The 25,330-nt window shown below is 71.8% G+C and carries 22 protein-coding genes and 1 pseudogene; 16 read left to right on the top strand and 7 right to left on the bottom strand.

Translation table 11 applies throughout. From position 1 onward, the window contains the following. Window positions 1–115: 115 nt before the first annotated feature. On the top strand, window positions 116–1,771 hold the full coding sequence (locus tag AOK22_RS04790) for an ABC-F family ATP-binding cassette domain-containing protein (RefSeq protein WP_055697291.1): 1,656 nt from the start codon (window positions 116–118) through the stop codon (window positions 1,769–1,771). A 109-nt stretch (window positions 1,772–1,880) separates the two neighbouring features. On the opposite strand, the gene AOK22_RS04795 is transcribed toward AOK22_RS04790, so the two are convergent. From AOK22_RS04795 to AOK22_RS04800, 3 genes and pseudogenes are all read right to left on the bottom strand, one after another. Continuing rightward, window positions 1,881–4,337 (bottom strand): Tex family protein, encoded by a 2,457-nt coding sequence (locus tag AOK22_RS04795; protein WP_055697292.1) that lies wholly within the window; start codon window positions 4,335–4,337, stop codon window positions 1,881–1,883. A 114-nt stretch (window positions 4,338–4,451) separates the two neighbouring features. Beyond that, window positions 4,452–4,580, bottom strand: a pseudogene (locus AOK22_RS41810) (LPFR motif small protein); the annotation flags it as partial. Between the two features lie 95 nt (window positions 4,581–4,675). Next, window positions 4,676–5,566: an SCO6745 family protein gene (locus AOK22_RS04800; protein ID WP_055697293.1), complete on the bottom strand. Its 891-nt coding sequence runs from the start codon at window positions 5,564–5,566 to the stop codon at window positions 4,676–4,678. A 113-nt stretch (window positions 5,567–5,679) separates the two neighbouring features. On the opposite strand from AOK22_RS04800, the gene AOK22_RS04805 reads away from it, so the two are divergent. Both AOK22_RS04805 and AOK22_RS04810 read left to right on the top strand, forming a co-directional pair. After that, entirely contained in the window at window positions 5,680–6,654 is a 975-nt protein-coding gene (locus AOK22_RS04805; RefSeq protein ID WP_055697294.1) for a GlxA family transcriptional regulator, read from the top strand. A gap of 32 nt (window positions 6,655–6,686) precedes the next feature. Then, window positions 6,687–7,340, top strand: a complete 654-nt coding sequence (locus AOK22_RS04810) for a DJ-1/PfpI family protein (RefSeq protein ID WP_055697295.1) — start codon at window positions 6,687–6,689, stop codon at window positions 7,338–7,340. Window positions 7,341–7,344: 4 nt separating this feature from the next. Here the strand turns inward: AOK22_RS04810 and AOK22_RS04815 are convergent, their stop codons facing one another. Further along, window positions 7,345–8,097 (bottom strand): enoyl-CoA hydratase/isomerase family protein, encoded by a 753-nt coding sequence (locus tag AOK22_RS04815; protein WP_055697296.1) that lies wholly within the window; start codon window positions 8,095–8,097, stop codon window positions 7,345–7,347. Between the two features lie 147 nt (window positions 8,098–8,244). On the opposite strand from AOK22_RS04815, the gene AOK22_RS04820 reads away from it, so the two are divergent. Then, the gene (locus tag AOK22_RS04820) at window positions 8,245–8,883 is read left to right on the top strand and encodes an HdeD family acid-resistance protein (RefSeq protein WP_055697316.1); all 639 of its coding nucleotides are present in this window, start codon (window positions 8,245–8,247) and stop codon (window positions 8,881–8,883) included. Between the two features lie 129 nt (window positions 8,884–9,012). Continuing rightward, window positions 9,013–9,489 carry an ATP-binding protein gene (locus AOK22_RS04825; RefSeq protein WP_055697317.1) on the top strand — a complete coding sequence of 159 codons (477 nt, stop codon included), beginning with the start codon at window positions 9,013–9,015 and terminating at the stop codon, window positions 9,487–9,489. Between the two features lie 22 nt (window positions 9,490–9,511). On the opposite strand, the gene idi is transcribed toward AOK22_RS04825, so the two are convergent. The 3 genes from idi to AOK22_RS04840 form a co-directional block, all read right to left on the bottom strand. Continuing rightward, window positions 9,512–10,105 carry an isopentenyl-diphosphate Delta-isomerase gene (gene idi / locus AOK22_RS04830; RefSeq protein WP_055697297.1) on the bottom strand — a complete coding sequence of 198 codons (594 nt, stop codon included), beginning with the start codon at window positions 10,103–10,105 and terminating at the stop codon, window positions 9,512–9,514. Between the two features lie 143 nt (window positions 10,106–10,248). After that, window positions 10,249–11,505, bottom strand: coding sequence for a GNAT family N-acetyltransferase (locus AOK22_RS04835; protein ID WP_055697298.1), 1,257 nt, complete (start codon window positions 11,503–11,505; stop codon window positions 10,249–10,251). Between the two features lie 273 nt (window positions 11,506–11,778). Beyond that, a complete protein-coding gene (locus AOK22_RS04840; protein ID WP_055697299.1) occupies window positions 11,779–12,717 on the bottom strand; it encodes a cation diffusion facilitator family transporter in 939 nt (312 codons plus the stop codon). A gap of 649 nt (window positions 12,718–13,366) precedes the next feature. Between AOK22_RS04840 and AOK22_RS04845 the strand changes: the two genes are divergently transcribed. From AOK22_RS04845 to AOK22_RS04895, 11 genes are all read left to right on the top strand, one after another. After that, window positions 13,367–15,157, top strand: a complete 1,791-nt coding sequence (locus tag AOK22_RS04845) for a DUF5941 domain-containing protein (RefSeq protein ID WP_055697300.1) — start codon at window positions 13,367–13,369, stop codon at window positions 15,155–15,157. Next, on the top strand, window positions 15,154–15,906 hold the full coding sequence (locus tag AOK22_RS04850; RefSeq protein ID WP_055697301.1) for a phosphocholine cytidylyltransferase family protein: 753 nt from the start codon (window positions 15,154–15,156) through the stop codon (window positions 15,904–15,906). The genes AOK22_RS04845 and AOK22_RS04850 overlap by 4 nt, the downstream gene beginning before the upstream one ends. Further along, window positions 15,894–16,961: an iron-containing alcohol dehydrogenase family protein gene (locus AOK22_RS04855; protein ID WP_055697302.1), complete on the top strand. Its 1,068-nt coding sequence runs from the start codon at window positions 15,894–15,896 to the stop codon at window positions 16,959–16,961. Before AOK22_RS04850 ends, AOK22_RS04855 begins: the two co-directional genes overlap by 13 nt. Continuing rightward, a complete protein-coding gene (locus AOK22_RS04860; RefSeq protein WP_079036343.1) occupies window positions 16,939–17,718 on the top strand; it encodes a CDP-alcohol phosphatidyltransferase family protein in 780 nt (259 codons plus the stop codon). The genes AOK22_RS04855 and AOK22_RS04860 overlap by 23 nt, the downstream gene beginning before the upstream one ends. A gap of 20 nt (window positions 17,719–17,738) precedes the next feature. Then, the gene (locus tag AOK22_RS04865) at window positions 17,739–18,611 is read left to right on the top strand and encodes a glycosyltransferase family 2 protein (protein WP_055697318.1); all 873 of its coding nucleotides are present in this window, start codon (window positions 17,739–17,741) and stop codon (window positions 18,609–18,611) included. Between the two features lie 95 nt (window positions 18,612–18,706). Next, complete coding sequence (locus AOK22_RS04870; RefSeq protein ID WP_055697304.1) at window positions 18,707–19,645, top strand: ABC transporter permease; 939 nt, start codon at window positions 18,707–18,709, stop codon at window positions 19,643–19,645. Further along, complete coding sequence (locus AOK22_RS04875) at window positions 19,620–20,441, top strand: ABC transporter ATP-binding protein (RefSeq protein WP_425264001.1); 822 nt, start codon at window positions 19,620–19,622, stop codon at window positions 20,439–20,441. The genes AOK22_RS04870 and AOK22_RS04875 overlap by 26 nt, the downstream gene beginning before the upstream one ends. 347 nt (window positions 20,442–20,788) lie before the next feature. Next, complete coding sequence (hpnC, locus tag AOK22_RS04880) at window positions 20,789–21,688, top strand: squalene synthase HpnC (RefSeq protein ID WP_107101851.1); 900 nt, start codon at window positions 20,789–20,791, stop codon at window positions 21,686–21,688. Next, complete coding sequence (gene hpnD / locus AOK22_RS04885; RefSeq protein WP_055697306.1) at window positions 21,685–22,635, top strand: presqualene diphosphate synthase HpnD; 951 nt, start codon at window positions 21,685–21,687, stop codon at window positions 22,633–22,635. Before hpnC ends, hpnD begins: the two co-directional genes overlap by 4 nt. A gap of 124 nt (window positions 22,636–22,759) precedes the next feature. Further along, a complete protein-coding gene (gene hpnE, locus AOK22_RS04890; RefSeq protein ID WP_055697320.1) occupies window positions 22,760–24,169 on the top strand; it encodes a hydroxysqualene dehydroxylase HpnE in 1,410 nt (469 codons plus the stop codon). Then, window positions 24,166–25,299, top strand: a complete 1,134-nt coding sequence (locus AOK22_RS04895) for a polyprenyl synthetase family protein (RefSeq protein ID WP_079036342.1) — start codon at window positions 24,166–24,168, stop codon at window positions 25,297–25,299. The genes hpnE and AOK22_RS04895 overlap by 4 nt, the downstream gene beginning before the upstream one ends. The last annotated feature ends 31 nt before the right edge of the window (window positions 25,300–25,330 follow it).

Genomic DNA, 25,330 nt, shown 5'->3' on the forward strand with positions numbered 1-25,330 from the left:
GCGGCCCCGCCCCACAGACGAGGCAACCGCGCGACCCGCCGGACGCCGGACGGCCCGCCCCACCGACGAAGCCAAGGCGCCCCGCCAGGACCCCCTGACCTACAATCGCCCCCTGATGACCGCAACCCTCGTCGCCAAGAATCTCGCCGCCGGCCACGGTGACCGCACCCTCTTCTCGGATCTGGAGCTGGTCGTCGCCCCCGGCGACGTCATCGGGCTCGTCGGGGCCAATGGGGCCGGGAAGTCCACGCTGTTGCGCCTGCTCGCAGGTGTGGACGCCCCCGAAGGGGGTGAGCTGCGGCTGTCGCCGCCCACCGCGTCCGTGGGCCACCTCCCCCAGGAACCCGACCGCCGCCCCGGCGAGACGGTCCGCGCCTTCCTGGCCCGCCGCACCGGCGTGGCGGAGGCCCAGCGCGTCATGGACGACGCCACCCAGGCACTCGTCGACGGCACCCCGGGAGCCGACGACGCCTACGCCACCAGCCTGGAGCGCTGGCTCGCGCTCGGCGGCGCCGACCTGGACGAACGCGCCGAGGAGGTCACCGGCTCCCTCGGCCTCGCCGTGAGCCTGGACCAGCCGATGACCTCGCTCTCCGGCGGCCAGGCGGCCCGCGCCGGCCTCGCCTCCCTCCTCCTGTCCCGCTACGACGTCTTCCTCCTGGACGAGCCGACCAACGACCTCGACCTCGCGGGCCTGGAACGTCTGGAGAGCTTCGTCCGCGGCCTGCGCGCCGGCACGGTCGTGGTCAGCCACGACCGCGAGTTCCTCACCCGCACCGTCACCAAGGTCCTCGAACTCGACCTGGCACAGCAGCAGATCAACCTCTACGGCGGCGGTTACGACGCGTACCTGGAGGAGCGGGAGACGGCCCGCCGCCACGCCCGCGACGACTACGAGGAGTACGCCGACAAGAGGGCGGCGCTCCAGAGCCGCGCCCAGATGCAGCGCTCCTGGGCGGACAAGGGCGTCAAGAACGCCCGCCGCAAGGCCAAGTCGGGCGGCGGCGACAACGACAAGATCGGCCGCAACTTCCGCAGCGACGCCAGCGAGAAGCAGGCGGCGAAGGCCCGCCAGACCCAGCGCATGATCGAGCGCCTCGACGTCGTCGAGGAGCCCCGCAAGGAGTGGGAGCTGCGCATGGAGATCGCCGCGGCCCCCCGCTCCGGCGCGGTCGTGGCGAGCCTGCGCGACGCCCGGGTGCGCCGCGGCGCGTTCACGCTCGGCCCGGTCACCCTGCAGATCGACTGGGCGGACCGCGTGGCGATCACTGGCGCGAACGGCTCGGGGAAGTCGACCCTGCTCGGCGCGCTCCTGGACCGCATCCCGCTGGACGAGGGCCACGCGGCCCTCGGCTCGGGCGTCCTGGTCGGCGAGGTCGACCAGGCCCGCGCGCTGTTCCACGGCAAGGAGTCCCTGCTGGACGCGTTCTGCGCGGCCGTACCGGACACCGAGCCCGCCGAAGTCCGCACACTGCTCGCCAAGTTCGGCCTGAAGGCGGACCACGTGCTGCGCTCCGCGGCGACGCTGTCACCCGGCGAGCGGACCCGCGCGGCCCTCGCGCTGCTCCAGGGCCGCGGGGTGAACCTCCTGGTCCTCGACGAGCCGACGAACCACCTCGACCTGCCGGCGATCGAACAGCTGGAGTCGGCCCTGGAGTCGTACGAGGGCACGCTGCTCCTGGTCACGCACGACCGCAGGATGCTCGACGCGGTCCGCGTGACGCGCCGCCTGGAGGTGGCGGAGGGAACCGTCACCGAACGGCCCCTCTGACCTCGGCCCGAAGAGACGACCGCCCCGGGCAGACCACCGCCCCGTACAAGGCCTCAGCCCCGCATCCGAACCAGGGCGCCCCGAACCCGGGGCGCCCGGCACGTCGGCGTCAGCGCCGCCCGGGGTCGACCAGACCGGCCCGTCGCAGCGCCTCGGCCATCGCGTCGTTGGCCGGCGGCGGAGCCTGCCGCTGCGGGCGCTGACCGCGCTGCCCGCCACGCCCACCACCGCGCTGCCCCTGGCCGCCCTGACCGCCCTGGCCACCCTGACGGCGGCCCTGGCCGCCCTGGCCGCCCTGCTGCCGCTGCTGAGGCGGCCGCCCGCCCCGCTTCGGCTGGTCCCCGTCGGCGGCGCCCGCCTCGTCGTCCAGACGCAGCGTCAGCGAGATCCGCTTGCGCGGGATGTCGACGTCCATGACCTTCACCTTGACGATGTCACCGGGCTTGACGACATCGCGCGGGTCCTTGACGAAGGTCTTGGACATGGCGGACACATGGACCAGGCCGTCCTGGTGGACGCCCACGTCCACGAAGGCGCCGAACGCGGCCACGTTCGTGACGACGCCTTCGAGGACCATCCCGGAGGCGAGGTCGGAGATCTTCTCCACGCCGTCCTTGAAGGTCGCCGTCTTGAAGGCGGGACGCGGGTCGCGTCCGGGCTTCTCCAGCTCCTTGATGATGTCCGTGACCGTGGGCAGACCGAAGACGTCGTCCACGAACTCGTCCGCCCGCAGCGAGCGCAGCGCCCCCGTGTTGCCGATCAGCGAGGCGACCTCGCCGCCCGTCGACTTCACCATTCTGCGCACCACGGGGTAGGCCTCCGGGTGCACGCTGGAGGCGTCCAGCGGGTCGTCGCCGCCGCGGATGCGGAGGAAGCCCGCGCACTGCTCGTACGCCTTCGGGCCGAGCCGCGCCACGTCCTTGAGGCCCTTGCGGTTCTTGAACGGGCCGTTCGCGTCGCGGTGCGCCACGATGTTCTCCGCGAGGCCCGCGCCGATGCCGGAGACCCGGGCGAGCAGCGGGGCGGAGGCGGTGTTCACGTCCACGCCGACGCCGTTCACACAGTCCTCGACGACCGCGTCGAGCGAGCGGGACAGCTTCACCTCGGACAGGTCGTGCTGGTACTGGCCGACGCCGATCGACTTCGGGTCGATCTTCACGAGCTCGGCCAGCGGGTCCTGGAGCCGGCGCGCGATGGAGACGGCGCCGCGCAGCGACACGTCGAGGCCGGGCAGCTCCTGCGAGGCGAAGGCCGAGGCGGAGTACACCGAGGCGCCCGCCTCGGAGACCATCACCTTGGTGAGCTTCAGCTCGGGGTGCCTGGCGATGAGGTCGGCGGCGAGCTTGTCCGTCTCGCGCGAGGCCGTGCCGTTGCCGATGGCGACCAGGTCGACCTCGTGCTCCTTGGCGAGCTTCGCGAGGGTGGCCAGGGACTGGTCCCACTTGTTGGCCGGGACGTGCGGGTGGATCGTTTCGGTGGCGACGACCTTGCCGGTCGCGTCGACGACGGCGACCTTCACACCCGTACGGAAACCGGGGTCCAGGCCCAGCGTCGCGCGCGTGCCCGCGGGCGCGGCGAGCAGCAGGTCGCGCAGGTTCGACGCGAAGACCCGCACCGCCTCGTCCTCGGCGGCCGTGCGCAGCCGCAGCCGCAGGTCGATGCCGAGGTGCACGAGGATCCGGGTCCGCCAGGACCAACGCACCGTGTCCTGGAGCCACTTGTCCGCGGGCCGGCCGCGGTCGGCGACGCCGAAGCGGTGGGCGACGATGCCCTCGTACGAGGACGGGGTGCCCGGCGCGGCGTCGGGGTCGGTCTCCTCCGGCTCCAGGACGAGGTCGAGCATCTCCTCCTTCTCGCCGCGCAGCATGGCGAGGATGCGGTGCGAGGGCAGCTCGGTGAAGGGCTCGGCGAAGTCGAAGTAGTCGGCGAACTTGGCGCCCGCCTCCTCCTTGCCGTCCCGCACCTTCGCGGCGAGACGGCCGCGCACCCACATGCGCTCGCGCAGCTCGCCGATGAGGTCGGCGTCCTCCGAGAACCGCTCGGCGAGGATCGCGCGGGCACCGTCCAGGGCGGCCTGCGGGTCCGCGACGCCCTTGTCGGCGTCCACGAACGCGGCCGCGGCGGCCTGCGGCTCCACACTGGGGTCGGTGAGCAGACCGTCGGCCAGCGGTTCGAGACCGGCCTCGCGGGCGATCTGCGCCTTGGTGCGCCGCTTCGGCTTGAAGGGCAGGTAGATGTCCTCCAGGCGCGCCTTGGTGTCCGCCTCGCGGATCCGCGCCTCCAGCTCGTCGGTCAGCTTGCCCTGCTCACGGACCGAGTCGAGGATCGCGGCGCGCCGCTCCTCCAGCTCGCGCAGATAGCGCAGCCGCTCCTCGAGCGTGCGCAGCTGCGCGTCGTCGAGCATCTCGGTCGCTTCCTTGCGGTAGCGCGCGATGAAGGGCACCGTGGAGCCGCCGTCGAGCAGGTCGACGGCGGCCTTCACCTGCCGCTCCCGTACGCCGAGTTCCTCGGCGATCCTGCTTTCGATGGACGAGGGAGTGGGGGTGGACGTCTTCGATGCTGCCACGATCCGGTACCGCCTTCTCACTGAGGTTGCCGGGCAATTGTGGCAGGTGGCGCCGACAACGGACGATCAGACCCGGCCCGCCCGGCCGGTGCGTCCGCCCCCACGGGCGGCACCGCGCCCGCCCCGGCCCGTGGAACGTGACGCTCCGCCGAACAGCCGGGCAAGCGCACGGAACGGCAGGGTGACGACGGTGGCGATGGCGGAGCCGATCTGCCGCAGGACGTCCGCGATGGCACGGAACATGAATTCTCCCCTTTCGTCTCCCGGTACCGCCAGGACCGGCGGTGCGGGAGACGAACGGGTACCTCAAGCGTCCCGGGCCATGCGCGCGGGGCGGCTCAGCTCTTGCCGAGCAGATCCGCCGGGAACGCGCCGGCCTGCAGCGCCGTGCCGATGAACAGCGTGCCCAGTTCCGTCAGGCGCTCGACGCCCGCGGCGCCCAGGTGCGCGTAGGGCGCCCGGTCGAGGCGGTCCGTCTCCGTCTCGACGTCGCGGCGCAGCGCCACGCCGTCCTCCGTCAACTCGCCCTCGCCGTCCAGCAGGCCGCGCCCGCGCAGCCGCTCCACGGCGGCGTCCCACTCGGCCTGGTTCCAGCCCCGGGTGGTGAAGACCCACTTCGGCGTCATGCCCTTGCCGGTGGCGGTGTGGCTCACCAGGGCCTCGATGCCGTCGAGTTCGGCGCCGAGCAGGACCGTGAGGTGCCCGTCGCCCCGGTGCTCGCGCAGCAGCGTCGCCGCGTGCCAGTACGCCAGGTGCGGCTCCTCGGGGACGGGCAGGTCGGCGTGGGCCGAGTAGAGCGGGCGCGCGCTGCGGGTGCAGGCCTCGGTGGCGCGCAGGGCGAGCCCGGCGGCCTCCGCCATCTCCTTCGACGCGACGAGCTCCTCGCCGAGGAGGCGCCGCAGCGTCGTGTCGACGGCGCGCAGCCGGGCCGCGAGCACGTCCTGGGGCGAGGCGGTCCTCCACACCTCGGGGACGTGCGCCGCGACCAGGTCGTGCTTGTAGTTGTAGAAGGCCGCGGTCACGGTCCCGGCGCCGACGGCCCCCATGGCCGCCGCGCGCACGGCGAAGTTGACGGCGCTGGGGTGGGTGACCCCGAGCCCGGCGAGCTCCCGCGCCACGTCGGGCGAGAAGTAGTGCGTGGAGTGCAGCGAGTTGAGCACGTTGTGACAGCGGCGCCCGGCGCGCGGCTGCGGCGCGGCGGCCGGGGTGGAGGTCGTCGAAGAGGTCATGGGGGTCACGCTACCTACTGGTCGGTATGGAGTGCGTGCCCCGGTCACGGATGGCAGGAAAGGTGGGGTACTCGTCATTGCGGCCATCGTCCGGCCCGCCAAGAATCGGGGGCATGGAGCAGCGAACCGTCCTGGTCGTCCTCTTCGAGGGCGTCCAGAGCCTTGATGTCACGGGTCCCGCGGAGGTGTTCACCGGCGCGAGCAACTGCCTGGACGACCCGGGAGCCGGCTACCTCGTGCGCACGGCCTCCCTGGACGGCTCTCCCGTACGCGCCACCAGCGGCCTGACCCTGGTCCCGGACTTCGCGCTGGCCGACGCCCCGGTGCCGCACACGCTGCTCGTCCCGGGCGGCGAGGGCACCCGCCCGCCGGACCCGGACTTGACCGGCTGGCTGCGCGCGAACGGCCCGCGCGCCGAGCGCCTGGTGTCGGTCTGCACCGGCGCGCTCCGGCTCGCCGAGGCCGGGCTCCTGGAGGGCCGCCGGGCGACGACGCACTGGGCGTACTGCGACAAGCTCGCCAAGGACCACCCGGGCGTCGAGGTCGAACCGGACCCCATCTTCGTGCGCGACGGCCCGGTCGCGACGTCCGCCGGTGTCACCGCCGGCATCGACCTCGCGCTCGCGCTCGTGGAGGAGGACCTGGGCCGGGAGGTGGCGCTGACCGTCGCCCGGTACCTCGTGGTCTTCCTGCGCCGCCCGGGGAACCAGGCGCAGTTCAGCGTCCAGCTCGCCACGCAGACCGCCCGGCGCGAACCGCTGCGCGAGGTCCAGCAGTGGATCACCGAGCACCCGGCCGAGGACCTCTCGGTCGACGCGCTCGCCGCGCGCGCCCGCCTCTCGCCCCGCCACTTCGCCCGCGCCTTCCAGGCCGAGACCGGGCAGACGCCGGGCAAGTACGTCGAGCGCGTCCGCGTCGAGCACGCGCGCAGGCTCCTGGAGGACACCTCCGACGGCGTCGAGGAGGTGTCACGCGCCTGCGGCTACGGCACTCCCGAGGCCATGCGCCGTGCCTTCCTCAAGGCGCTCGGCACGGCGCCGGCCGAGTACCGGCGCCGCTTCCGTCCCGTACCGGCCCGCCCGGAATGACCCACCCATCCACCCCGAACGAGAGGGACACCATGCAGATCGCCATCGCCCTGTACGAGCGCTTCACCGCCCTGGACGCCATCGGCCCGTACCAGATGCTCAGCGGCCTCCCCGGCGCCGAGACGGTGTTCGTGGCCGAGCGGACGGGACCGGTGGGCGACGACAGCGGCAGCCTCACGCTCGTCGCCGGCGCGTCCTTCGACGAGGTGCGGCGCCCGGACATCGTGGTCGTCCCCGGCGGCCCCGGCCAGAGCGACCAGGTGGAGAACGGCCCGCTCCTGGACTGGCTCCGCGCGGTCGACGCCACGACCACCTGGACGACGTCGGTGTGCACGGGCTCCCTGGCCCTCGCCGCCGCCGGACTCCTCAAGGGACGCCGCGCCACCTCGCACTGGCTCGCCCTCGGCGAGCTCGACAGGATGGGCGTGGAGTCGACGGGGGAGCGGGTCGTCTTCGACGGCAAGTACGTGACGGGGGCCGGTGTCTCCGCGGGCATCGACATGGGCCTCGCCCTGGCCGGCCGGATCGCGGGCGACGAGGTCGCGCAGACCGTGCAGCTCCTGACCGAGTACGACCCCCAGCCGCCGTACGACGCCGGGTCCCCGGAGAAGGCGCCGGCGCACATCGTGGCCTCGTTCCGCGACACGAGCCGGTTCGACGAGCTGATGAACCCGGCGGACCGGTGACGGCTCAGTCGTCCTGAACGGTCCAGGTGAAGCGCGGCTGCCTGCGCTCCAGGAAGGCGGCGACCCCCTCGGCGGTGTCGCCGCTGCCGCGCGCCTGCCCGGCCCAGTACGCGTCCCGGTCCGTGCGCCCCGCCGCGAACTCCTTGGCCGCGGCCTGCGTCAGCTGCGAGCGGGTCGCGAGCACCCGGGTGAACTCCGCGACCCGCTTGTCCAGTTCGCCGAAGGGCAGCACCTCGTCCACCAGACCGGTGCGCAGTGCCCGCTCCGCGTCGATCAACTCCCCTGAGAAGAGAAGGTACTTGGCGGTGGCGGGGCCCACGAGCGAGACCAGGCGCCGGGTGGACGCCGCCGCGTAGACGATGCCCAGCTTGGCCGGGGTGATCCCGAAGGAGGCGCCCTCGTCCGCGAACCGCAGGTCGCACGCGCCCGCCAGCTGGCAGCCGCCGCCCACGCAGTAACCCCGCACGGCGGCCACCGTCGGCTTGGGGAAGGCGGCCAGGGCCTCCTCGGCCCGCACCGCTAGCTCCTGCGGGTCCGTCGGCGACTCGCGCAGCGAGGAGATGTCGGCGCCCGCGCAGAAGGTGTCGCCCGCGCCGGTGAGCACGACGGCCCGCACGGCCGGGTCGGCGGCGAGCCCCGCGAACAGCGGCGGCACCTGGCGCCACATGTCCGCCGTCATGGCGTTGCGCTTGGCCGGATGGTCGATGACGACGGTGGCGACGCCGTCCGTGACGGTGTGCCTCAGCTGCGGCTCCATGCGCCGGATGCTATCCGTACCCCTCGAACGTACGATCAAGAAGGGGTGGGACGAAAGACGCACAGGGAGCATAGGGCGCAGAAGGCTCTGCCGAGCGGGACGGAGACGCTGATGGCCGGACTCGAGGACGCCAACCCCACCACGCCCATGGACCCCGCCGAGCCCGGAAGATCCGGGAGAGGGGGCGCGGGCGACCCGGGCGCGCGGCTCAGCCGCAGCTTCGGCTGGCTCGCGCTGCTCGGGGTGATCCTCGCGGTCGCCGGGCTCGTCGGACTCGTCTACACCGGGGTCGCCACGCTGACCTCGATGCTGCTGTTCGGCTGGCTCCTGCTGGTCGGTGGCTTCGTCGGCCTGCTGCACGCCGTCCAGGCGCGGGGCAGCAACTTCTTCTGGCTGGGTGTCGTGGTCGCCGCGCTGAACCTCGCGGCGGGCGTCGTCATCATCCGCAGGCCCGACGTGGCGGCGGAGGCGCTGACCATGTTCGCGGCCCTGCTCTTCCTCACGGGCGGGGTGTTCCGCCTGGTCGGCAGCCTGGTGGTGCGCGGTCCCCAGTTCGCCCTGACGTTGCTGCAGGGTGCCTTCGGCCTGCTCATCGGCATCCTGGTGCTCGCCGGCTGGCCCAGCAGCAGTCAGTACGTCATCGGCTGCTTCTTCTCGCTGGCGCTGCTCTTCGACGGCCTCGGCCTGATCGCCACCGGCATCGGCGGGCGCCGCATCGTCAGCCTCGTACAACCTGAAGAACGTTCCAAGGCAGAAGTAGGAGAGCAGGACCAGTCACACAAGTGACGCGGTCATGCGGGACCGATCAAAATCCGTCGATAGTCGCTGACTTCTGGTCAGTAGCGCGGTCCGGACCAGCGCATTCCCAACACTCGATGTGTGGTGACAATCGAGCGCAAGGGCGGCGACCGGACGATGGAGAACGACGGGAGGGGGTCCGGCCCGCTCCCCAGGGGCGACGGACCGGTGCCGTACGAGGGCGTATGGCGCTTCACCGCCCCCGCCGTCGACGCCTCCGTGCCCCAGGCACGGCACGCGGTGCGGGACCTGCTGGCCCGGCAGGGCGTCCCGGCCTCGGACGACCTCATCCAGGGCCTGCTGCTCATCGTCTCCGAGCTGGTGACCAACGCGGTGCGCCATGCCGCCCTGCTCTCGCCGATGCTCGCGGTGGAGGTCGCCGTCGGCGCCGAGTGGGTGCGCGTGTCCGTCGAGGACAACCACCCCTACCGCCCGACGGCCCTCGTGGCGGACCACGGGCAGACGGGCGGCCGGGGGCTGCTCCTCGTCCGCGAGATCACCCAGGAGGCGGGCGGCGCCTGCGACGTCGAGCACACCGCGAGCGGGGGCAAGGTCATCTGGGCGGCCCTGCCCCTCAAGCCCGACGGCGCCTAGCGCGCGCGGCCCCGTCGCACGGCTACCAGCCGGCGGACGGTCCGGTCAGCTCCTTGATCGCGGGCCGCGCCGCGTCGAGCACGGTCATGAACCACGCGGAGAACGGCCCCTTGGCGTGCCGCTCGGCCAGCTCCTGGGCCGTCACGAACGCGGTGTCGCCGATCTCCGCGGGGTCGGGCCGCAGCGGCGACTGCACCATGCCCACGAACAGGTGGTTGAACTCCTGCTCCACCAGCCCCGAGTCCGGGTCCGGGTGGTTGTAGCGCACGGTCCCCGCCTCGGCGAGCAGCGACGGCGAGACCCCCAGCTCCTCGTACGTACGCCGGGCGGCCGCGGCGAACGGCGCCTCGCCCGGGTAGGGGTGGCCGCAGCACGTGTTCGACCAGACGCCGGGGGAGTGGTACTTGCCGAGGGCGCGCTGCTGCAGCAGCAGCCGGCCCTGCTCGTCGAAGAGGAAGACGGAGAACGCCCGGTGCAGCTGCCCGGGCGCCTGATGAGCGGAGAGTTTCTCCGCCGTGCCGATCGTCCTGCCGTCCTCGTCCACGAGTTCCAGCAAGATCGCTTCTCCGGTGCCGTTCGACGAGCTGTTCGCCGCGGTGGCAGGTGTGATCGGCATACCCATCCTTCGCTTCGGTCGTTCGAGTCCCAAGTCTGCCGTACGTTCCGGACACTCCCGACACTCCAGGGACCCGCATGTCCCGCCGAGGACGGTACGGCGGGACACGCGGGGGCGTCTCTGGCCGAGACGCCCCCGAGGCCTCAGACCCCGAAAGCGGCCGGATACCTGATCGTGCCCTGCGGCAACGGCGAGGAACCGTCGTCCTCGTCCAGGACGAGCGCCATCATCGCCTCGTCGGGCACCTCGAATCCTGGCCGGATTCCGTAGCCGGAAGCGGGCCGGAATCCGAACCGCGGGTAGTACTCGGGATGCCCGAGGACGAGCACGAGCCGCTCGCCACGCGCGCGTGCCGCGTCGAGCACGGCACGGATGACGGCCGAGCCGGCCCCCGTCCGCTGGTACTCCGGCAGGACCGCGCAGGGCGCGAGCGCCAGCGCGGGCGCGCCGTCCACCCGGCAGCGGGTGATCAGCGCGTGCGCCACCACCGAGCCGTCCGGCGCCTCGGCGACGCAGGAGAGTCCCGGCAGCCAGGCGTCAGCGTCCGCGCGCAGCGCGTCCACCAGGTCCGCCTCGGCCTCCGTCCCGAAGGCGGCGGTGTTCACGGCGTGCACGACGGCGACGTCGGCCGGGGTCTCCGGACGGGTCGGCCAGGCGTCCGCGGGACGCAGGACGTAGCCCGTGTAACCGAACTCCGTCCCGTGCTCGCGCCGCATCGCGATCTCCTCGCGGGTGGCGGCGAGCGCCTCGGCCATGCCGGGAGCGCTGGGGTCCGCCGCGTCCGCGCGTGCGGCCAGCGGGCCGTAGTACTCCTCCCAGTCGGACTCCGGCTGGGGGTGCACGCCGAGCACGGAGTACCCGGCGCGTGCGGTGGCTCGAATGTTGTCCTCTCCGGTACGCAGCGCGTAGTGCCGGTCCCAGAAGGCGCGGGCGGCGTCGGACGGCTCGGCGGCCGTCCATTCGCACTCGGTGACGACGAGCGCGCCACCGGGTGCGAGCAGGCGCCGCCAGGCGGTCAGCGCCCTGTCGAAGCCCATGCCGTAGACCGAACTCTCGGCCCAGATGAGATCGAACGAACCATCCGGATAGGGGAGTTCGGTCATGTCGGCGTTGACGGCCGTGATGGACCCGTCGAGGCCGCGCGCCCGTGCGGACGCGCGGAGCTCGTCGAGGAACGGCTCGTGCAGATCGACGGCGGTCACCTCGGCGCCGGCCTCGGCGGCGAGGAGCAGTGCGGCCCGGCCGGGTCCGCACCCGAGGTCGAGCACGCGCGGCCGCTCGGGCAGCGCCCCCACGAAGGAGAGCAGCCGCCGGGTGGTGGCGTCGGAGCCCGGGCCCTGCCGGGGAAGCCCGTGGTGCAGGGCGAAGAAGGCGTCGGTGAGGGAGGTGTTGTCGGTCAACGTGGGAAACCCTTGAGTGAGGGGCTCGGCAGACGTGCCGGACGCAGGCGCGCGAAACGGGTACGAAGAGGTACGCGTGAAGGCGGTACGAAGAGGCCGTACGGAAGAAACGTACGAGATGTCAGCCGTGAGCCCGGGAAGTGGGGATGCACGTGTCGCTGCGCAGTGCGAGAGCAGCGCTCGGCGCGACAGTCATCAACCCACCTCCTTCATTGCTCGGCGCTCAAAGATCCTTGGCCACGATAGCACGCAACGTGGTGGCCCGGTCGTGGCTCAGTGGCAGACCTTCGCCTCGTGCTGGGCGTGGCCGCTCGGCTCCAGCTGGAAGGTGCAGTGCTCGACGTCGAAGTGGTCGCCGAGGCAGGTCTGCAGCTCGTGCAGCATCTTCTCGTGGCCGATCGCGTCGAGGGTGTCGGAGCCGACCACGACATGGGCGGAGAGCACGGGCAGGCCCGACGTGATCGTCCAGGCGTGCAGGTCGTGCACCTCCTCGACGCCCGGCAGGGCGAGGATGTGGGCCCGTACCTCGGCCATGTCGACGTCCTTGGGCGCCGACTCCAGGAGCACGTTCAAGGTCTCCTTGAGGAGCTTCACCGTCCGCGGGACGATCATGAAGCCGATGACGAGCGAGGCGATCGGGTCGGCCGCCTGCCAGCCGGTGAGCATGATGACGGTCGCCGAGACGATGACCGTGACCGAGCCGAGGGTGTCGGCCACGACCTCCAGGAAGGCGCCGCGCACATTGAGGCTCTCCTTCTGGCCGCGCATCAGGAGCGAGAGCGAGATCATGTTCGCGACGAGGCCGAAGAGGCCGAAGAAGACGGCGAGCCCGCCCTGGGTCTCGGCCGGCGTGAAGAACCGCTCGACCGCTTCGTAGAGCACGTAGCCGCCCACGCCGAGCAGCAGCAGACAGTTGGCGAGCGCGGCGAGGATCTCGGCGCGTGCGTAGCCGAAGGTGCGGTTCTGGGTCGGCGGGCGGTTCGCGAAGTGGATCGCGAGGAGGGCCATGCCGAGGCCCACGGCGTCCGTCGCCATGTGGGCCGCGTCCGCGATGAGCGCGAGCGAGTCGGCCATGACGCCGCCCACGATCTGGGCCACCATGACGGTGATCGTGATGCTCAGCGCAATCCGCAGCCGCCCCTTGTAGGCGTTGGCCGCCGTCCCCGTGGTCGGTGCCCCGTGCGTGTGTCCGTGATCGTGCCCAGCCCCCATGGAGCCGCCCTCCCGCGTCGGTCATCGGTCTGTTGTTCGCTGGTCGCGGTGGACAGTGAACTACGGGTGGGGGGTATCTGGCAACGCGGCACTGAACACCGTTGTCATCTGCTCTGACCTGCGAAAATGGCAACGATTCCCGGCAAGGGGAGGGGTGCAGGTCAGGGCTTCGGAACGATCAGCTCCGGCGGTCGGGGGCGGGGTTTCACGGCCCGGGGAGCCGTCGGGAAAAGGTGTCCCGATGTGCCCCGACGGGTGCCGGGCCGGCGTCCGCGCGCACCTCACCGATGAGAGTGATCACCGAGGCGTACGTGATCACGCCGGAGTAGGCGTACGTGATCGCGCAGGAGCAGGCGAAAGGCGCGTCGGGAGGCAGGTGCGCGCCATGCGGGCGCTATGCGGGCGCTCTCGGGCAAGCCGGGCGCCGCGCGGTCGCGGTTTGTGGGTGCGGGCCCCCATCCACCATGATGATCGCGAAGGACGAGGCCCTCGCAGGCCGCCCTTATCGGGGCGTGAACGGGTGATGAACGCCCGCTTCCCATCATCCGATAGCCTCTGCCGACGTGCCGCCCGGCCGCTGTGGCCAGGGGCGTCCCCCTTACGCATGTGCCCGGCGCGAGCCGCGCCGGGACTCAAGGAGTGAGTTCGTCTGTCGACCGCCATCCTCACCGGCCAGCCGGTCCCCGGGTCGCCGCTCGAAGGCGATCTGCGGTCCCTCGGCTTCGACGTGCGGGTCGCCCCGGACGCGGCGGACGTCGAGACGCTGCTCGCCGACGTGCCCGGTGACCAGCGGGTCGCCGTCGTCGACGCACGCTTCGTCGGTCACGTCCACGCCCTGCGCCTCGGCCTGACCGACCCCCGCTTCCCCGTCTGTGCCGTGCCCGGCGCCGTCACCGCGCAGCCCGGCGCCCGCAAGGACCTCACGCGCGCCCTGCGCGCCACGGCCGGCACCGCCGGCGGCGTCGTGACGCTGGACGCCCTGCCGGACGACGTCGCCACCGCGCTGGAGTCCGCCGACACGGACGTGCACCGCCCCGAACTCGGCACCCTCGTCGCCACCGTGCCCACCGATCCGCAGGCGCGGAACGAGGCACGGCAGGCCGTCGCCGCCGTCGACGACGAAGCCGTACGTCTGCGCACGGCGGTCAAGTCGCGGGACGGCTTCTTCACGACGTTCTGCATCTCCCCGTACTCCCGCTACATCGCCCGCTGGTGCGCGCGCCGGGGCCTGACCCCGAACCAGGTCACCACCGCCTCCCTGCTCACCGCGCTGATCGCGGCGGGCTGCGCGGCGACCGGCACCCGCGGCGGCTTCGTCGCGGCGGGCCTGCTCCTCCTCCTCTCCTTCGTCCTGGACTGCACGGACGGGCAGCTCGCCCGCTACTCCCTGCAGTACTCGACGCTCGGCGCCTGGCTGGACGCGACGTTCGACCGTGCCAAGGAGTACGCCTACTACGCGGGCCTCGCGCTCGGCGCGGCCCGCGGCGGCGACGACGTCTGGGCGCTCGCGCTCGGCGCGATGGTCCTGCAGACCTGCCGGCACGTCGTCGACTTCTCCTTCAACGAGGCGAACCACGACGCGACCGCCAACACCAGCCCCACCGCGGCCCTCTCCGACAAGCTCGACAGCGTCGGATGGACGGTGTGGGTGCGCCGGATGATAGTGCTGCCCATCGGTGAGCGCTGGGCGATGATCGCCGTGCTCACCGCGGTCACCACCCCGCGCATCACGCTCGTCGTCCTGATCATCGGCTGCGCCCTCGCCGCCTGCTACACCACGGCGGGCCGCGTCCTGCGCTCGCTGACCCGCAAGGCGACCCGCACCGACCGTGCCGCGCTCGCCCTGCGCGACCTCGCCGACAACGGCCCGCTGGCCTCGGCCTTCGCCGCCCTGCGCGCCGGGTGGCCGCTGCCCGCGCCCGTCATCGCCTTCCTCGGCGGTGCCGTGGTCGTCGGTGTGGCCGCCTTCACCTCGTACGGCAGCCCGTGGGTGATCGTCGGCGCGGTCGCCTACGTGATCGCCTCCGGGCTCGCGCTCGCGCGGCCCCTCAAGGCCCCGCTGGACTGGCTCGTTCCGCCGTTCTTCCGCGCCGCCGAGTACGGCACGGTCCTGGTACTGGCGGCCAAAGCCGATGTGAACGGAGCGCTTCCCGCGGCTTTCGGGCTCGTGGCCGCGGTCGCCTACCATCACTACGACACGGTGTACCGCATCAAGGGCGGCACCGGCGCACCCCCGCGCTGGCTGGTGCGGGCGATCGGCGGCCAGGACGGCAGGACCCTCGTGGTCGCACTGGCCGCGGCCCTGCTGCCCACCACTGATTTCACCGTCGCGCTCACGGCACTCGCCGTGGCCGTGGCACTCGTGGTGCTCGTCGAGAGCATCCGCTTCTGGGTCTCTTCCGGAGCACCCGCCGTACACGATGAAGGAGAACCCGCATGATCGGCCTCGTCCTGGCCGCCGGCGCCGGCCGGCGTCTGCGCCCCTACACCGAAACGCTGCCCAAGGCGCTGGTGCCCGTCGTGGGCGAGGGAACCGAGAACGAGCTGGCCGTCCTCGACCTCACCCTGAAGAACTTCGCCGAGATCGGCCTGACCGACGTCGCGATCATCGTCGGGTACCGCAAGGAGGCGGTCTACGACCGCAAGGCGGCGCTGGAGGCCAAGTACGGCCTCAAGCTGACGCTGATCGACAACGACAAGGCCGAGGAGTGGAACAACGCCTACTCCCTGTGGTGCGGCCGTGACGCGATCAAGCACTCGGTGATCCTCGCCAACGGCGACACCGTGCACCCGGTCTCCGTCGAGAAGACGCTGCTCGCCGCCCGCGGCGACGGCAAGAAGATCATCCTCGCCCTCGACACGGTGAAGAACCTCGCCGACGAGGAGATGAAGGTCATCGTGGACCCCGAGAAGGGCGTCCAGAAGATCACCAAGCTCATGGACCCGGCCACGGCCACCGGTGAGTACATCGGCGTCACCCTCATCGAGGGCGAGGCCGCCGAGGAGCTCGCCGACGCGCTGAAGACCACCTTCGAGCGCGACCCCGACCTCTACTACGAGGACGGCTACCAGGAGCTCGTCAACCGCGGCTTCAAGATCGACGTGGCGCCGATCGGCGATGTCAAGTGGGTCGAGATCGACAACCACGAAGACCTCGCCAAGGGCCGGGAGATCGCGTGCCAGTACTGACGAGGCTCATCCCCTCGCCGGTCGTCGTCGACATTCGGCCGGGGGCGCTCAACGACCTGGCCGATGTCCTCGCCGACCAGCGGATCTGCTCGTCGACCGGCAAGCTCGCCATCGCCATCAGCGGCGGTTCGGGCGCGGTGCTGCGTGAGCGGCTCGCGCCCTCGCTCGGCGGCGCGGAGTGGTTCGAGGTCGGTGGCGGCACGCTCGACGACGCCATCAAGCTCGCCGACGCCATCAAGAAGTCGGGCCGCTACGACGCGATCGTGGGCCTCGGCGGCGGCAAGATCATCGACTGCGCCAAGTTCGCCGCGGCGCGCGTCGGCCTGCCGCTGGTCGCCGTCGCGACGAACCTGTCGCACGACGGCCTCTGCTCGCCGGTCGCGACCCTCGACAACGACGCGGGCCGCGGCTCGTACGGCGTGCCGAACCCCATCGCGGTCGTCATCGACCTCGACGTGATCCGCGAGGCGCCGGTCCGCTTCGTCCGCTCCGGCATCGGCGACGCCCTCTCCAACATCTCCGCGATCGCGGACTGGGAGCTGGCCGCCCGCGAGCGGGGCGAGGACATCGACGGGCTCGCGGCCGCCATGGCCCGCCAGGCCGGCGAGGCCGTCCTGCGTCACCCCGGCGGTGTCGGCGACGACGGGTTCCTCCAGGTCCTCGCCGAAGGCCTGGTCCTCACCGGTATCGCGATGTCGGTCTCGGGCGACTCCCGCCCCGCGTCCGGCGCCTGCCACGAGATCAACCACGCCTTCGACCTCCTCTACCCCAAGCGCGCGGCCAGCCACGGCGAGCAGTGCGGCCTGGGCGCGGCCTTCGCGATGCACCTGCGCGGTGCCCGCGAGGAGTCGCGCTTCATGGCCCAGGTCCTGCGCCGCCACGGCCTGCCCGTGCTGCCGGAGGAGATCGGCTTCACCGTGGAGGAGTTCGTGAAGGTCGTGGAGTTCGCTCCGCAGACCCGTCCGGGCCGCTACACGATCCTCGAACACCTCGACCTGTCCACCGACCAGATCAGGGACGCATACGCCGACTATGCAAAAGCCATCGGTAGCTGAGCTCCGCCCGGTTGTTCACCCCCCGGGGGTGAAGGACCGGCGGAGCGGCGAACACTGGGCCGGCCGGCTCTACATGCGCGAGGTCTCCCTGCGCATCGACCGGCACCTGGTGAACACGGAGGTCACGCCCAACCAGCTGACCTACGTGATGACCGTCGCAGGCGCCCTCGCCGCTCCGGCCCTGCTGGTGCCGGGCATCACGGGCGCCGTGCTCGGCGTGCTCGCGGTCCAGCTCTACCTGCTGCTCGACTGCGTCGACGGCGAGATCGCCCGCTGGAAGAAGCAGTACTCGATGGCCGGCGTCTACCTGGACCGGGTCGCCGCCTATCTGTGCGACGCCGCGGTCCTGGTCGGCTTCGGTCTGCGCGCCGCCGACCTGTGGGGCTCGGGGCGCATCGACTGGCTGTGGGCGTTCCTCGGCACCCTGGCCGCGCTCGGCGCGATCCTGATCAAGGCCGAGACCGACCTCGTCGGCGTCGCCCGCCACCAGACGGGCAAGCCGCCGGTCAAGGAAGCGGCGTCCGAGCCGCGCTCGTCCGGCATGGCCCTGGCCCGCAGGGCCGCCGCCGCGCTGAAGTTCCACCGCCTCATCCTCGGTGTCGAGGCGTCCCTGCTGATCCTGGTCCTGGCGATCGTGGACTCGGTCCGGGGCGACCTGTTCTTCTCGCGCCTCGGTGTCGCGGTGCTCGCGGGCATCGCGCTCCTGCAGACCCTGCTCCACCTCGTGTCCATCCTCGTATCGAGCAGGTTGAAGTGAGTACTGCCCCGGGACAGAAGCTGAAGGTCGGCGCCGTCATCATCACGATGGGCAACCGGCCGCAGGAGCTGCGCGCCCTCCTCGACTCGGTCGCCAAGCAGGACGGCGACCCGGTCGAGGTGGTCGTGGTCGGCAACGGCGCCCCCGTGCCGGACGTCCCCGCCGGTGTGCGCACCGTCGAGCTGCCCGAGAACCTCGGCATCCCGGGCGGCCGCAACGTCGGCATCGAGGCCTTCGGCCCCGGCGGCACCGACGTCGACATCCTGCTCTTCCTGGACGACGACGGTCTGCTCGCGAACATGGACACGGCCCAGCTGTGCCGCGAGGCCTTCGCCGCCGACCCGGAGCTCGGCATCATCAGCTTCCGCATCGCGGACCCGGACACGGGGGAGACCCAGCGCCGCCACGTGCCGCGCCTGCGGGCCTCCGACCCGATGCGCTCCTCGCGCGTGACCACGTTCCTGGGCGGCGCCAACGCCGTGCGCACCCAGGTCATCGCCGAGGTCGGCGGGCTGCCGGACGAGTTCTTCTACGCGCACGAGGAGACCGACCTCGCCTGGCGCGCGCTGAACGCGGGCTGGATGATCGACTACCGCTCCGACATGGTCCTCTTCCACCCGACGACGGCCCCCTCGCGGCACGCGGTCTACCACCGCATGGTCGCCCGCAACCGCGTCTGGCTGGCCCGCCGCAACCTCCCCGCGCTCCTGGTCCCCGTCTACCTCGGCGTCTGGCTGCTCCTCACCCTGGCCCGGCGCCCCTCGGGCCCCGCGCTGAAGGCCTGGTTCGGCGGCTTCAAGGAGGGCTGGACGACGCCCTGCGGACCGCGCAGGCCCATGAAGTGGCGTACCGTGTGGCGGCTGACCCGACTGGGCCGACCTCCTGTCATCTGACAAGCTCGGGTCTGAGAGCATCTGGGCCATACCCCGGTCCCTGGCCCACGCCTACGCCCGACCGGCTGCGCATCTGAAGACGAAAGTTTCCACTCGTGAGTGAGACAACGCATGACGGCGGGGTCGCCGTGACCGCGCCCCCGTCGCCCGATGACGGGCTCTCCCGGGCCGACCTCGCCGCCAAGTACGGTCTGACCGTCAGCGGCGCCCGGCCCGGACTTTTCGAGTACGTCCGCCAGCTCTGGGGACGGCGCCACTTCATCCTCGCCTTCTCGCAGGCGAAGCTGACCGCCCAGTACAGCCAGGCCAAGCTCGGCCAGCTGTGGCAGGTGGCGACGCCGCTCCTGAACGCGGCGGTCTACTTCTTCATCTTCGGACTCCTGCTGGGTGCCAGGAAGGGCATCCCGCACGAGATCTACGTGCCGTTCCTGGTGACGGGTGTGTTCGTCTTCACCTTCACCCAGAGCTCGGTGATGGCGGGTGTACGGGCCATCTCCGGCAACCTCGGCCTGGTGCGGGCGCTGCACTTCCCGCGCGCGTCGCTGCCGATCTCCTTCGCGCTCCAGCAGCTCCAGCAGCTGCTCTTCTCGATGATCGTGCTCGTCGTGATCATGGTGGCGTTCGGGATCTTCCCGACCTGGTCCTGGCTCCTCGTGGTGCCGGCGCTCGCCCTGCAGTTCGTCTTCAACACGGGCCTCGCGCTGATCTTCGCCAGGATGGGCAGCAAGACGCCCGACCTCGCCCAGCTGATGCCGTTCGTGATGCGTACGTGGATGTACGCCTCGGGTGTCATGTTCAGCATCCCCGCGATGCTCGCGGACAAGGAGGACGTGCCCGGCTGGGTCGGTGACGTGCTCCAGTGGAACCCGGCCTCCATCTACATGGACCTGATCCGCTTCGCCATGATCGACGACTACGGGTCCTCGTACCTGCCGCCTCATGTCTGGGCCTTCGCCGTCGGCTGGGCGCTGCTGTTCGGCGTCGTCGGCTTCGTGTACTTCTGGAAGGCTGAGGAGCGTTACGGCCGTGGCTGACGACAAGAACGACCGGACCGATTCCCCCGCCGGCAAGGGCCACATCCCCACGGTCATCGCCGACGAGCTGCACATCGTCTACCGCGTCAACGGCGCCAAGACGGGCAAGGGCAGCGCGACCTCCGCGCTGAGCCGCATGCTCAAGCGCGGCGAGGAGCGCGGTGTGCGCAAGGTGCACGCCGTGCGGGGCGTCAGCTTCACCGCCTACCGCGGCGAGGCCATCGGTCTGATCGGTTCCAACGGCTCCGGCAAGTCCACCCTGCTGCGTGCCATCGCGGGCTTGCTCCCGGCCGAGAAGGGCAAGGTCTACACCGACGGCCAGCCCTCGCTGCTCGGTGTGAACGCGGCCCTGATGAACGACCTGACGGGTGAGCGCAACGTCATCCTCGGCGGTCTCGCCATGGGCATGTCCCGCGAGCAGATCAAGGAGCGCTACCAGGAGATCGTCGACTTCTCCGGGATCAACGAGAAGGGTGACTTCATCACCCTTCCGATGCGCACGTACTCGTCCGGTATGGCGGCCCGGCTGCGCTTCTCGATCGCGGCGGCCAAGGACCACGACGTCCTCATGATCGACGAGGCGCTCGCCACCGGCGACCGCAAGTTCCAGAAGCGCTCCGAGGCCCGCATCCGCGAGCTCCGCAAGGAGGCCGGCACGGTCTTCCTGGTCAGCCACAACAACAAATCCATCCGTGACACCTGCGACCGGGTGCTCTGGCTGGAGCGCGGCGAGCTGCGCATGGACGGGCCGACCGACGAGGTCATCAAGGAGTACGAGAAGTTCACGGGCAAGTAGCTCGATCGAGCCATCGGGAAAGCACCCGTTCGGCAGCAGGGCCCCGTCGGGACGGATCCGGCGGGGCCCTGCTGTGTCATAGGGTGCCCGGGGCCTCTTGAATCCCTCAACTCACCGGCGCCCAGGGAAGATTGACGCCAATCGGTGTGTTGTTGTGATGTGCCGAACACCCCGACGATGCGTGCTGGGTTGTACAACGTAAGCTGTACCGGTGCTGATTCGCGGCAAGTGGGGCGATATCGCGCGGCGCTCCGGCTCAGAGCACGGCGTACCTCGCGAAGAACCGGGCGGCGTGTCCGAAATAGGATGTATTGGGTCGGCAGTGTAGAACGGGAGATGTGACGGCAATGGCTACGGATGATCTCCAGCTCCGCGATGCATCCGCCGTCCTCGACAAGGCCGCGGACGAGAACTTCCCCGTGGCGCCCTTCTTCCTGCCCCGGGCCTGGCGCGAGGACCTCATGGCCGTGTACGGCGTGGTCCGCCTCATCGACGACATCGGCGACGGCGACCTGCCGCCCGGGTCCGCCCACGCCCGGTGCCTGGGGGTGGAGGGCGCCGACGCCGAGGACCCGCTGAAGCTGCTCGACGCGGTCGAGGCCGACCTCGGCAGGGTCTTCGACGACGGCCGGGCCGGTCACCCGCTGCTGCGGGCCCTGCGGCCGGTCGCCGAGCGCGGGCGCGTGACCGCCGAGCCCTTCCTCGCGCTGATCGCCGCCAACCGCCAGGACCAGCTCGTCTCGCGCTACGAGACGTACGACGACCTCGTCGCCTACTGCGCGCTCTCCGCGAACCCCATCGGCCGGCTCGTCCTCGCCATCACCGGCACCGCGACCCCCGAACGGATCCGCAGGTCGGACGCCGTCTGTACCGCGCTCCAGATCGTCGAGCACCTCCAGGACGTCGCCGAGGACCTGCGCCGCGACCGCATCTATCTGCCCGTCGAGGACATGAAGCGGTTCCACGTGAGCGAGGCCGATCTGGCCCGGCCGACGGCGGGTGCGTCGGTGCGCGCTCTGGTCGCATTCGAAACAGAACGCGCCCGTGACCTCCTGAATGAAGGCACCCCCCTGGTGGGTAGCGTCCACGGCAGGCTGAAGCTGCTGCTGGCGGGGTTCGTGGCAGGGGGGAGGGCGGCGGTCCGGGCGATCGTCGCCGCCGGTTACGACGTGCTTCCTGGACCACCCAAGCCCACCACGCCCCGATTGCTGCGCGAAGCAGGGGCGGTTCTGCGAGGAGAGGGGTGAGCCGGACCGTGGAGTCGGAACCCTATGTGTCCGCGTCGGTGCTCGCCGCGTACAGCTACTGCGAGGCCGTCACCGGACAGCAGGCGCGCAATTTCGCCTACGGCATCAGGCTGCTGCCGACGCCCAAGCGGCGCGCCATGTCCGCGCTCTACGCGCTCTCGCGGCGCGTGGACGACATCGGCGACGGCGAGCTCGCGCCGGAGGTCAAGGCGGAGCGGCTCGACGACACCCGGGTGCTGCTCGCCCGGATCAGTGCCGGAGAGGTGGAGGAGGACGACACCGACCCGGTGGCCGTCGCCCTCACGCACGCCGCCACGCACTTCCCCATCCCGATGGGCGGCCTCGACGAACTGATCGACGGCGTCCTGATGGACGTACGCGGCGAGACGTACGAGACCTGGGAGGACCTGAAGGTCTACTGCCGCTGTGTGGCCGGGGCGATCGGGCGGCTCTCGCTCGGCGTGTTCGGCACCGAGCGGGGGGCGCTCCACGCCGAGCGCGCGCCGGAGTATGCCGACACGCTCGGTCTCGCGCTCCAACTGACCAACATTCTGAGGGACGTTCGCGAGGACGCCGAGGGCGGACGGACCTATCTGCCCGCCGACGACCTCGCCAAGTTCGGCTGCTCCGCCGGGTTCTCGGGCTCCGAGCCGCCCGCCGGATCGGACTTCGCCGGCCTCGTCCACTTCGAGGTGCGGCGCGCACGGGCCCTGTTCGCCGAGGGCTACCGCCTGCTGCCGATGCTGGACCGGCGCAGTGGTGCCTGTGTGGCGGCCATGGCCGGCATCTACCGCCGCCTGCTCGACCGCATCGAGCGCGAACCGGAGGCCGTCCTGCGCGGCCGCGTCTCGCTGCCGGGCCGCGAGAAGGCGTACGTCGCCGTGCGCGGCCTGTCCGGCCTCGACGCGCGGAACGTGTCACGCCAGACCGTCAGGAGGCGCGCGTGAGGCGCATCCCGGGTGACCGTGGGGCAGGTGGGGCGACCTGCGCGAAGCGGCGGGCAACCCTCCGCTCCCAGGCCGCGTCACAGACGGCAACGGCCGAAGGGGAGGGTGCATGAAGAGCGACGACATGCGGCCCGAGGGGCTGATCGCGGACGCCGAAGGCCGCCCCGGTGGGGCGGCCGCCGTAGTGGTCGGCGGGGGACTCGCCGGCGTCACCGCCGCGCTCGCGCTCGCCGACGCCGGGCTGCGCGTGACGCTGCTCGAAGGGCGGCCGCGGCTCGGCGGGCTCGCGTTCTCCTTCCAGCGCGGCGATCTGACCGTCGACAACGGCCAGCACGTCTACCTGCGCTGCTGCACCGCCTACCGCTGGTTCCTCGACCGTGTCGAGGGCGCGCACCTCGCGCCCCTGCAGGAACGTCTCGACGTGCCCGTGCTGGACGCCGACCGCAACCGGCTCGGACGGCTGCGGCGCACCGCGCTTCCGGTGCCCCTGCACCTGGCGGCGAGCCTCGCCACCTACCCGCATCTGTCGGTCGCCGAGCGCGCCAAGGTCGGGCGCGCGGCGCTCGCCCTCAAGGGACTCGACCCGGCCGATCCCGCACTCGACGCCCAGGACTTCGGCAGCTGGCTCGCCCGGCACGGCCAGTCGCCACGCGCCATCGAGGCACTCTGGGACCTCGTGGGTGTCGCCACGCTGAACGCCGTCGCGGGCGACGCCTCGCTCGGGCTCGCCGCGATGGTGTTCAAGACCGGGCTGCTCTCCGACCCGGGCGCCGCCGACATCGGCTGGTCCCGGGTGCCCCTCGGTGATCTGCACGACAAGCTGGCCCGCAAGGCGCTCGACGCCGCGGGAGTCCGTACGGAACTGAAGACACGAGTCACCTCCATCTCCCGTACGGACAACGGCGGTTGGCGCGTGGAGGTTCCCGGCGAGTCCCTCGACGCCGACACCGTCGTGCTCGCCGTGCCGCAGCACGAGGCGCACGACCTGCTCCCGGACGGCGCCCTGGAGCGCCCCGACCGGCTGCTCGACATCGACACCGCGCCGATCCTCAACATCCACGTCGTGTACGGCCGCAAGGTGCTCAAGCGCCCCTTCTTCGCCGCGCTCGGCAGCCCGGTGCAGTGGGTCTTCGACCGCACCGAGGCCTCCGGCCTGACCGACGGCCAGTACCTCGCGCTGTCGCAGTCCGCCGCCCAGGACGAGATCGACGCGCCCGTCGCCGCGCTGCGCGAGCGCTATCTGCCCGAACTGGAGCGGCTGCTGCCGGCCGCGCACGGCGCCGAGGTCCGCGACTTCTTCGTCACCCGCGAGCGCACCGCCACCTTCGCGCCCACGCCCGGCGTCGGCAGGCTCCGGCCCGGGGCCCGCACCCGGGCCCGCGGCCTCTACCTCGCGGGCGCGTGGACCGCCACCGGCTGGCCCGCGACCATGGAGGGCGCGGTGCGCAGCGGCATCAGCGCGGCCGAAGCCGCCCTCTCCGCCCTCGACCGCCCCCGCGATCACCTCTTCGCATTCGAGGAGGCGGCGGCGTGAAGCTCGATCTTCTGGGGTCAGGTCCCCAGGAATCCCGCACCGGAACAAGAGGAGAACCTGTGCCGACTGTGCCCCCGGCCGAAAAGGCGGCTGCCGACACGGTGGACGTGACCTCACTGCTCGAGCGCGGCAGGACCCTCGCCACCCCGGTGCTGCGGGCCGCGGTGGACCGCCTCGCGCCTCCCATGGACACCGTCTCCGCCTACCACTTCGGCTGGATCGACGCCGCGGGCAACCCGTCCGACGGCGACGGCGGCAAGGCCGTGCGCCCCGCGCTCGCCCTGCTCTCCGCCGAGGCCGCGGGCGCGGCTCCCGAGGTCGGCGTGCCCGGCGCGGTCGCCGTCGAGCTCGTGCACAACTTCTCGCTGCTGCACGACGACCTCATGGACGGCGACGAGCAGCGCCGCCACCGCGACACGGTGTGGAAGGTGCACGGCCCCGCGCAGGCCATCCTCGTCGGCGACGCCCTCTTCGCGCTGGCCAACGAGATCCTCCTGGAGCTCGGCACCGTCGAGGCGGGCCGCGCCACGCGCCGCCTGACCACCGCGACCCGCGCGCTGATCGACGGCCAGGCGCAGGACATCAGCTACGAGCACCGCGAGCGGGTCACCGTCGAGGAGTGCCTGGAGATGGAGGGCAACAAGACCGGCGCCCTGCTCGCCTGCGCCGTCTCCATCGGTGCCGTCCTCGGCGGCGCCGACGACCGCACCGCCGACACGCTGGAGAAGTACGGCTACCACCTCGGCCTCGCCTTCCAGGCCGTGGACGACCTGCTCGGCATCTGGGGCGACCCGGAGGCCACCGGCAAGCAGACGTGGAGCGACCTGCGCCAGCGCAAGAAGTCCCTGCCGGTGGTGGCCGCGCTCGCCGCGGGCGGCTCCGCGTCCGAGCGGCTCGGCGAACTGCTCGCCGCCGACGCCAAGAGCAGTGACTTCGACAGCTTCTCCGAGGAGGAGTTCGCCGCACGCGCCGCTCTGATCGAAGAGGCGGGCGGCCGCGCGTGGACCGCCGAGGAGGCCCGGCGCCAGCACACCATCGCCGTCGAGGCGCTGGACACCATCGAGATGCCGGACCGGGTGCGGGCGCAGCTCGTCGCGCTCGCGGACTTCGTCGTCGTACGAGAGAGATGATCACTATCGGCCGAATATGACTCGCAGTCGC

The sequence above is a fragment of the Streptomyces silaceus genome (assembly GCF_001419745.1).
GTDB lineage: Bacteria > Actinomycetota > Actinomycetes > Streptomycetales > Streptomycetaceae > Streptomyces > Streptomyces silaceus.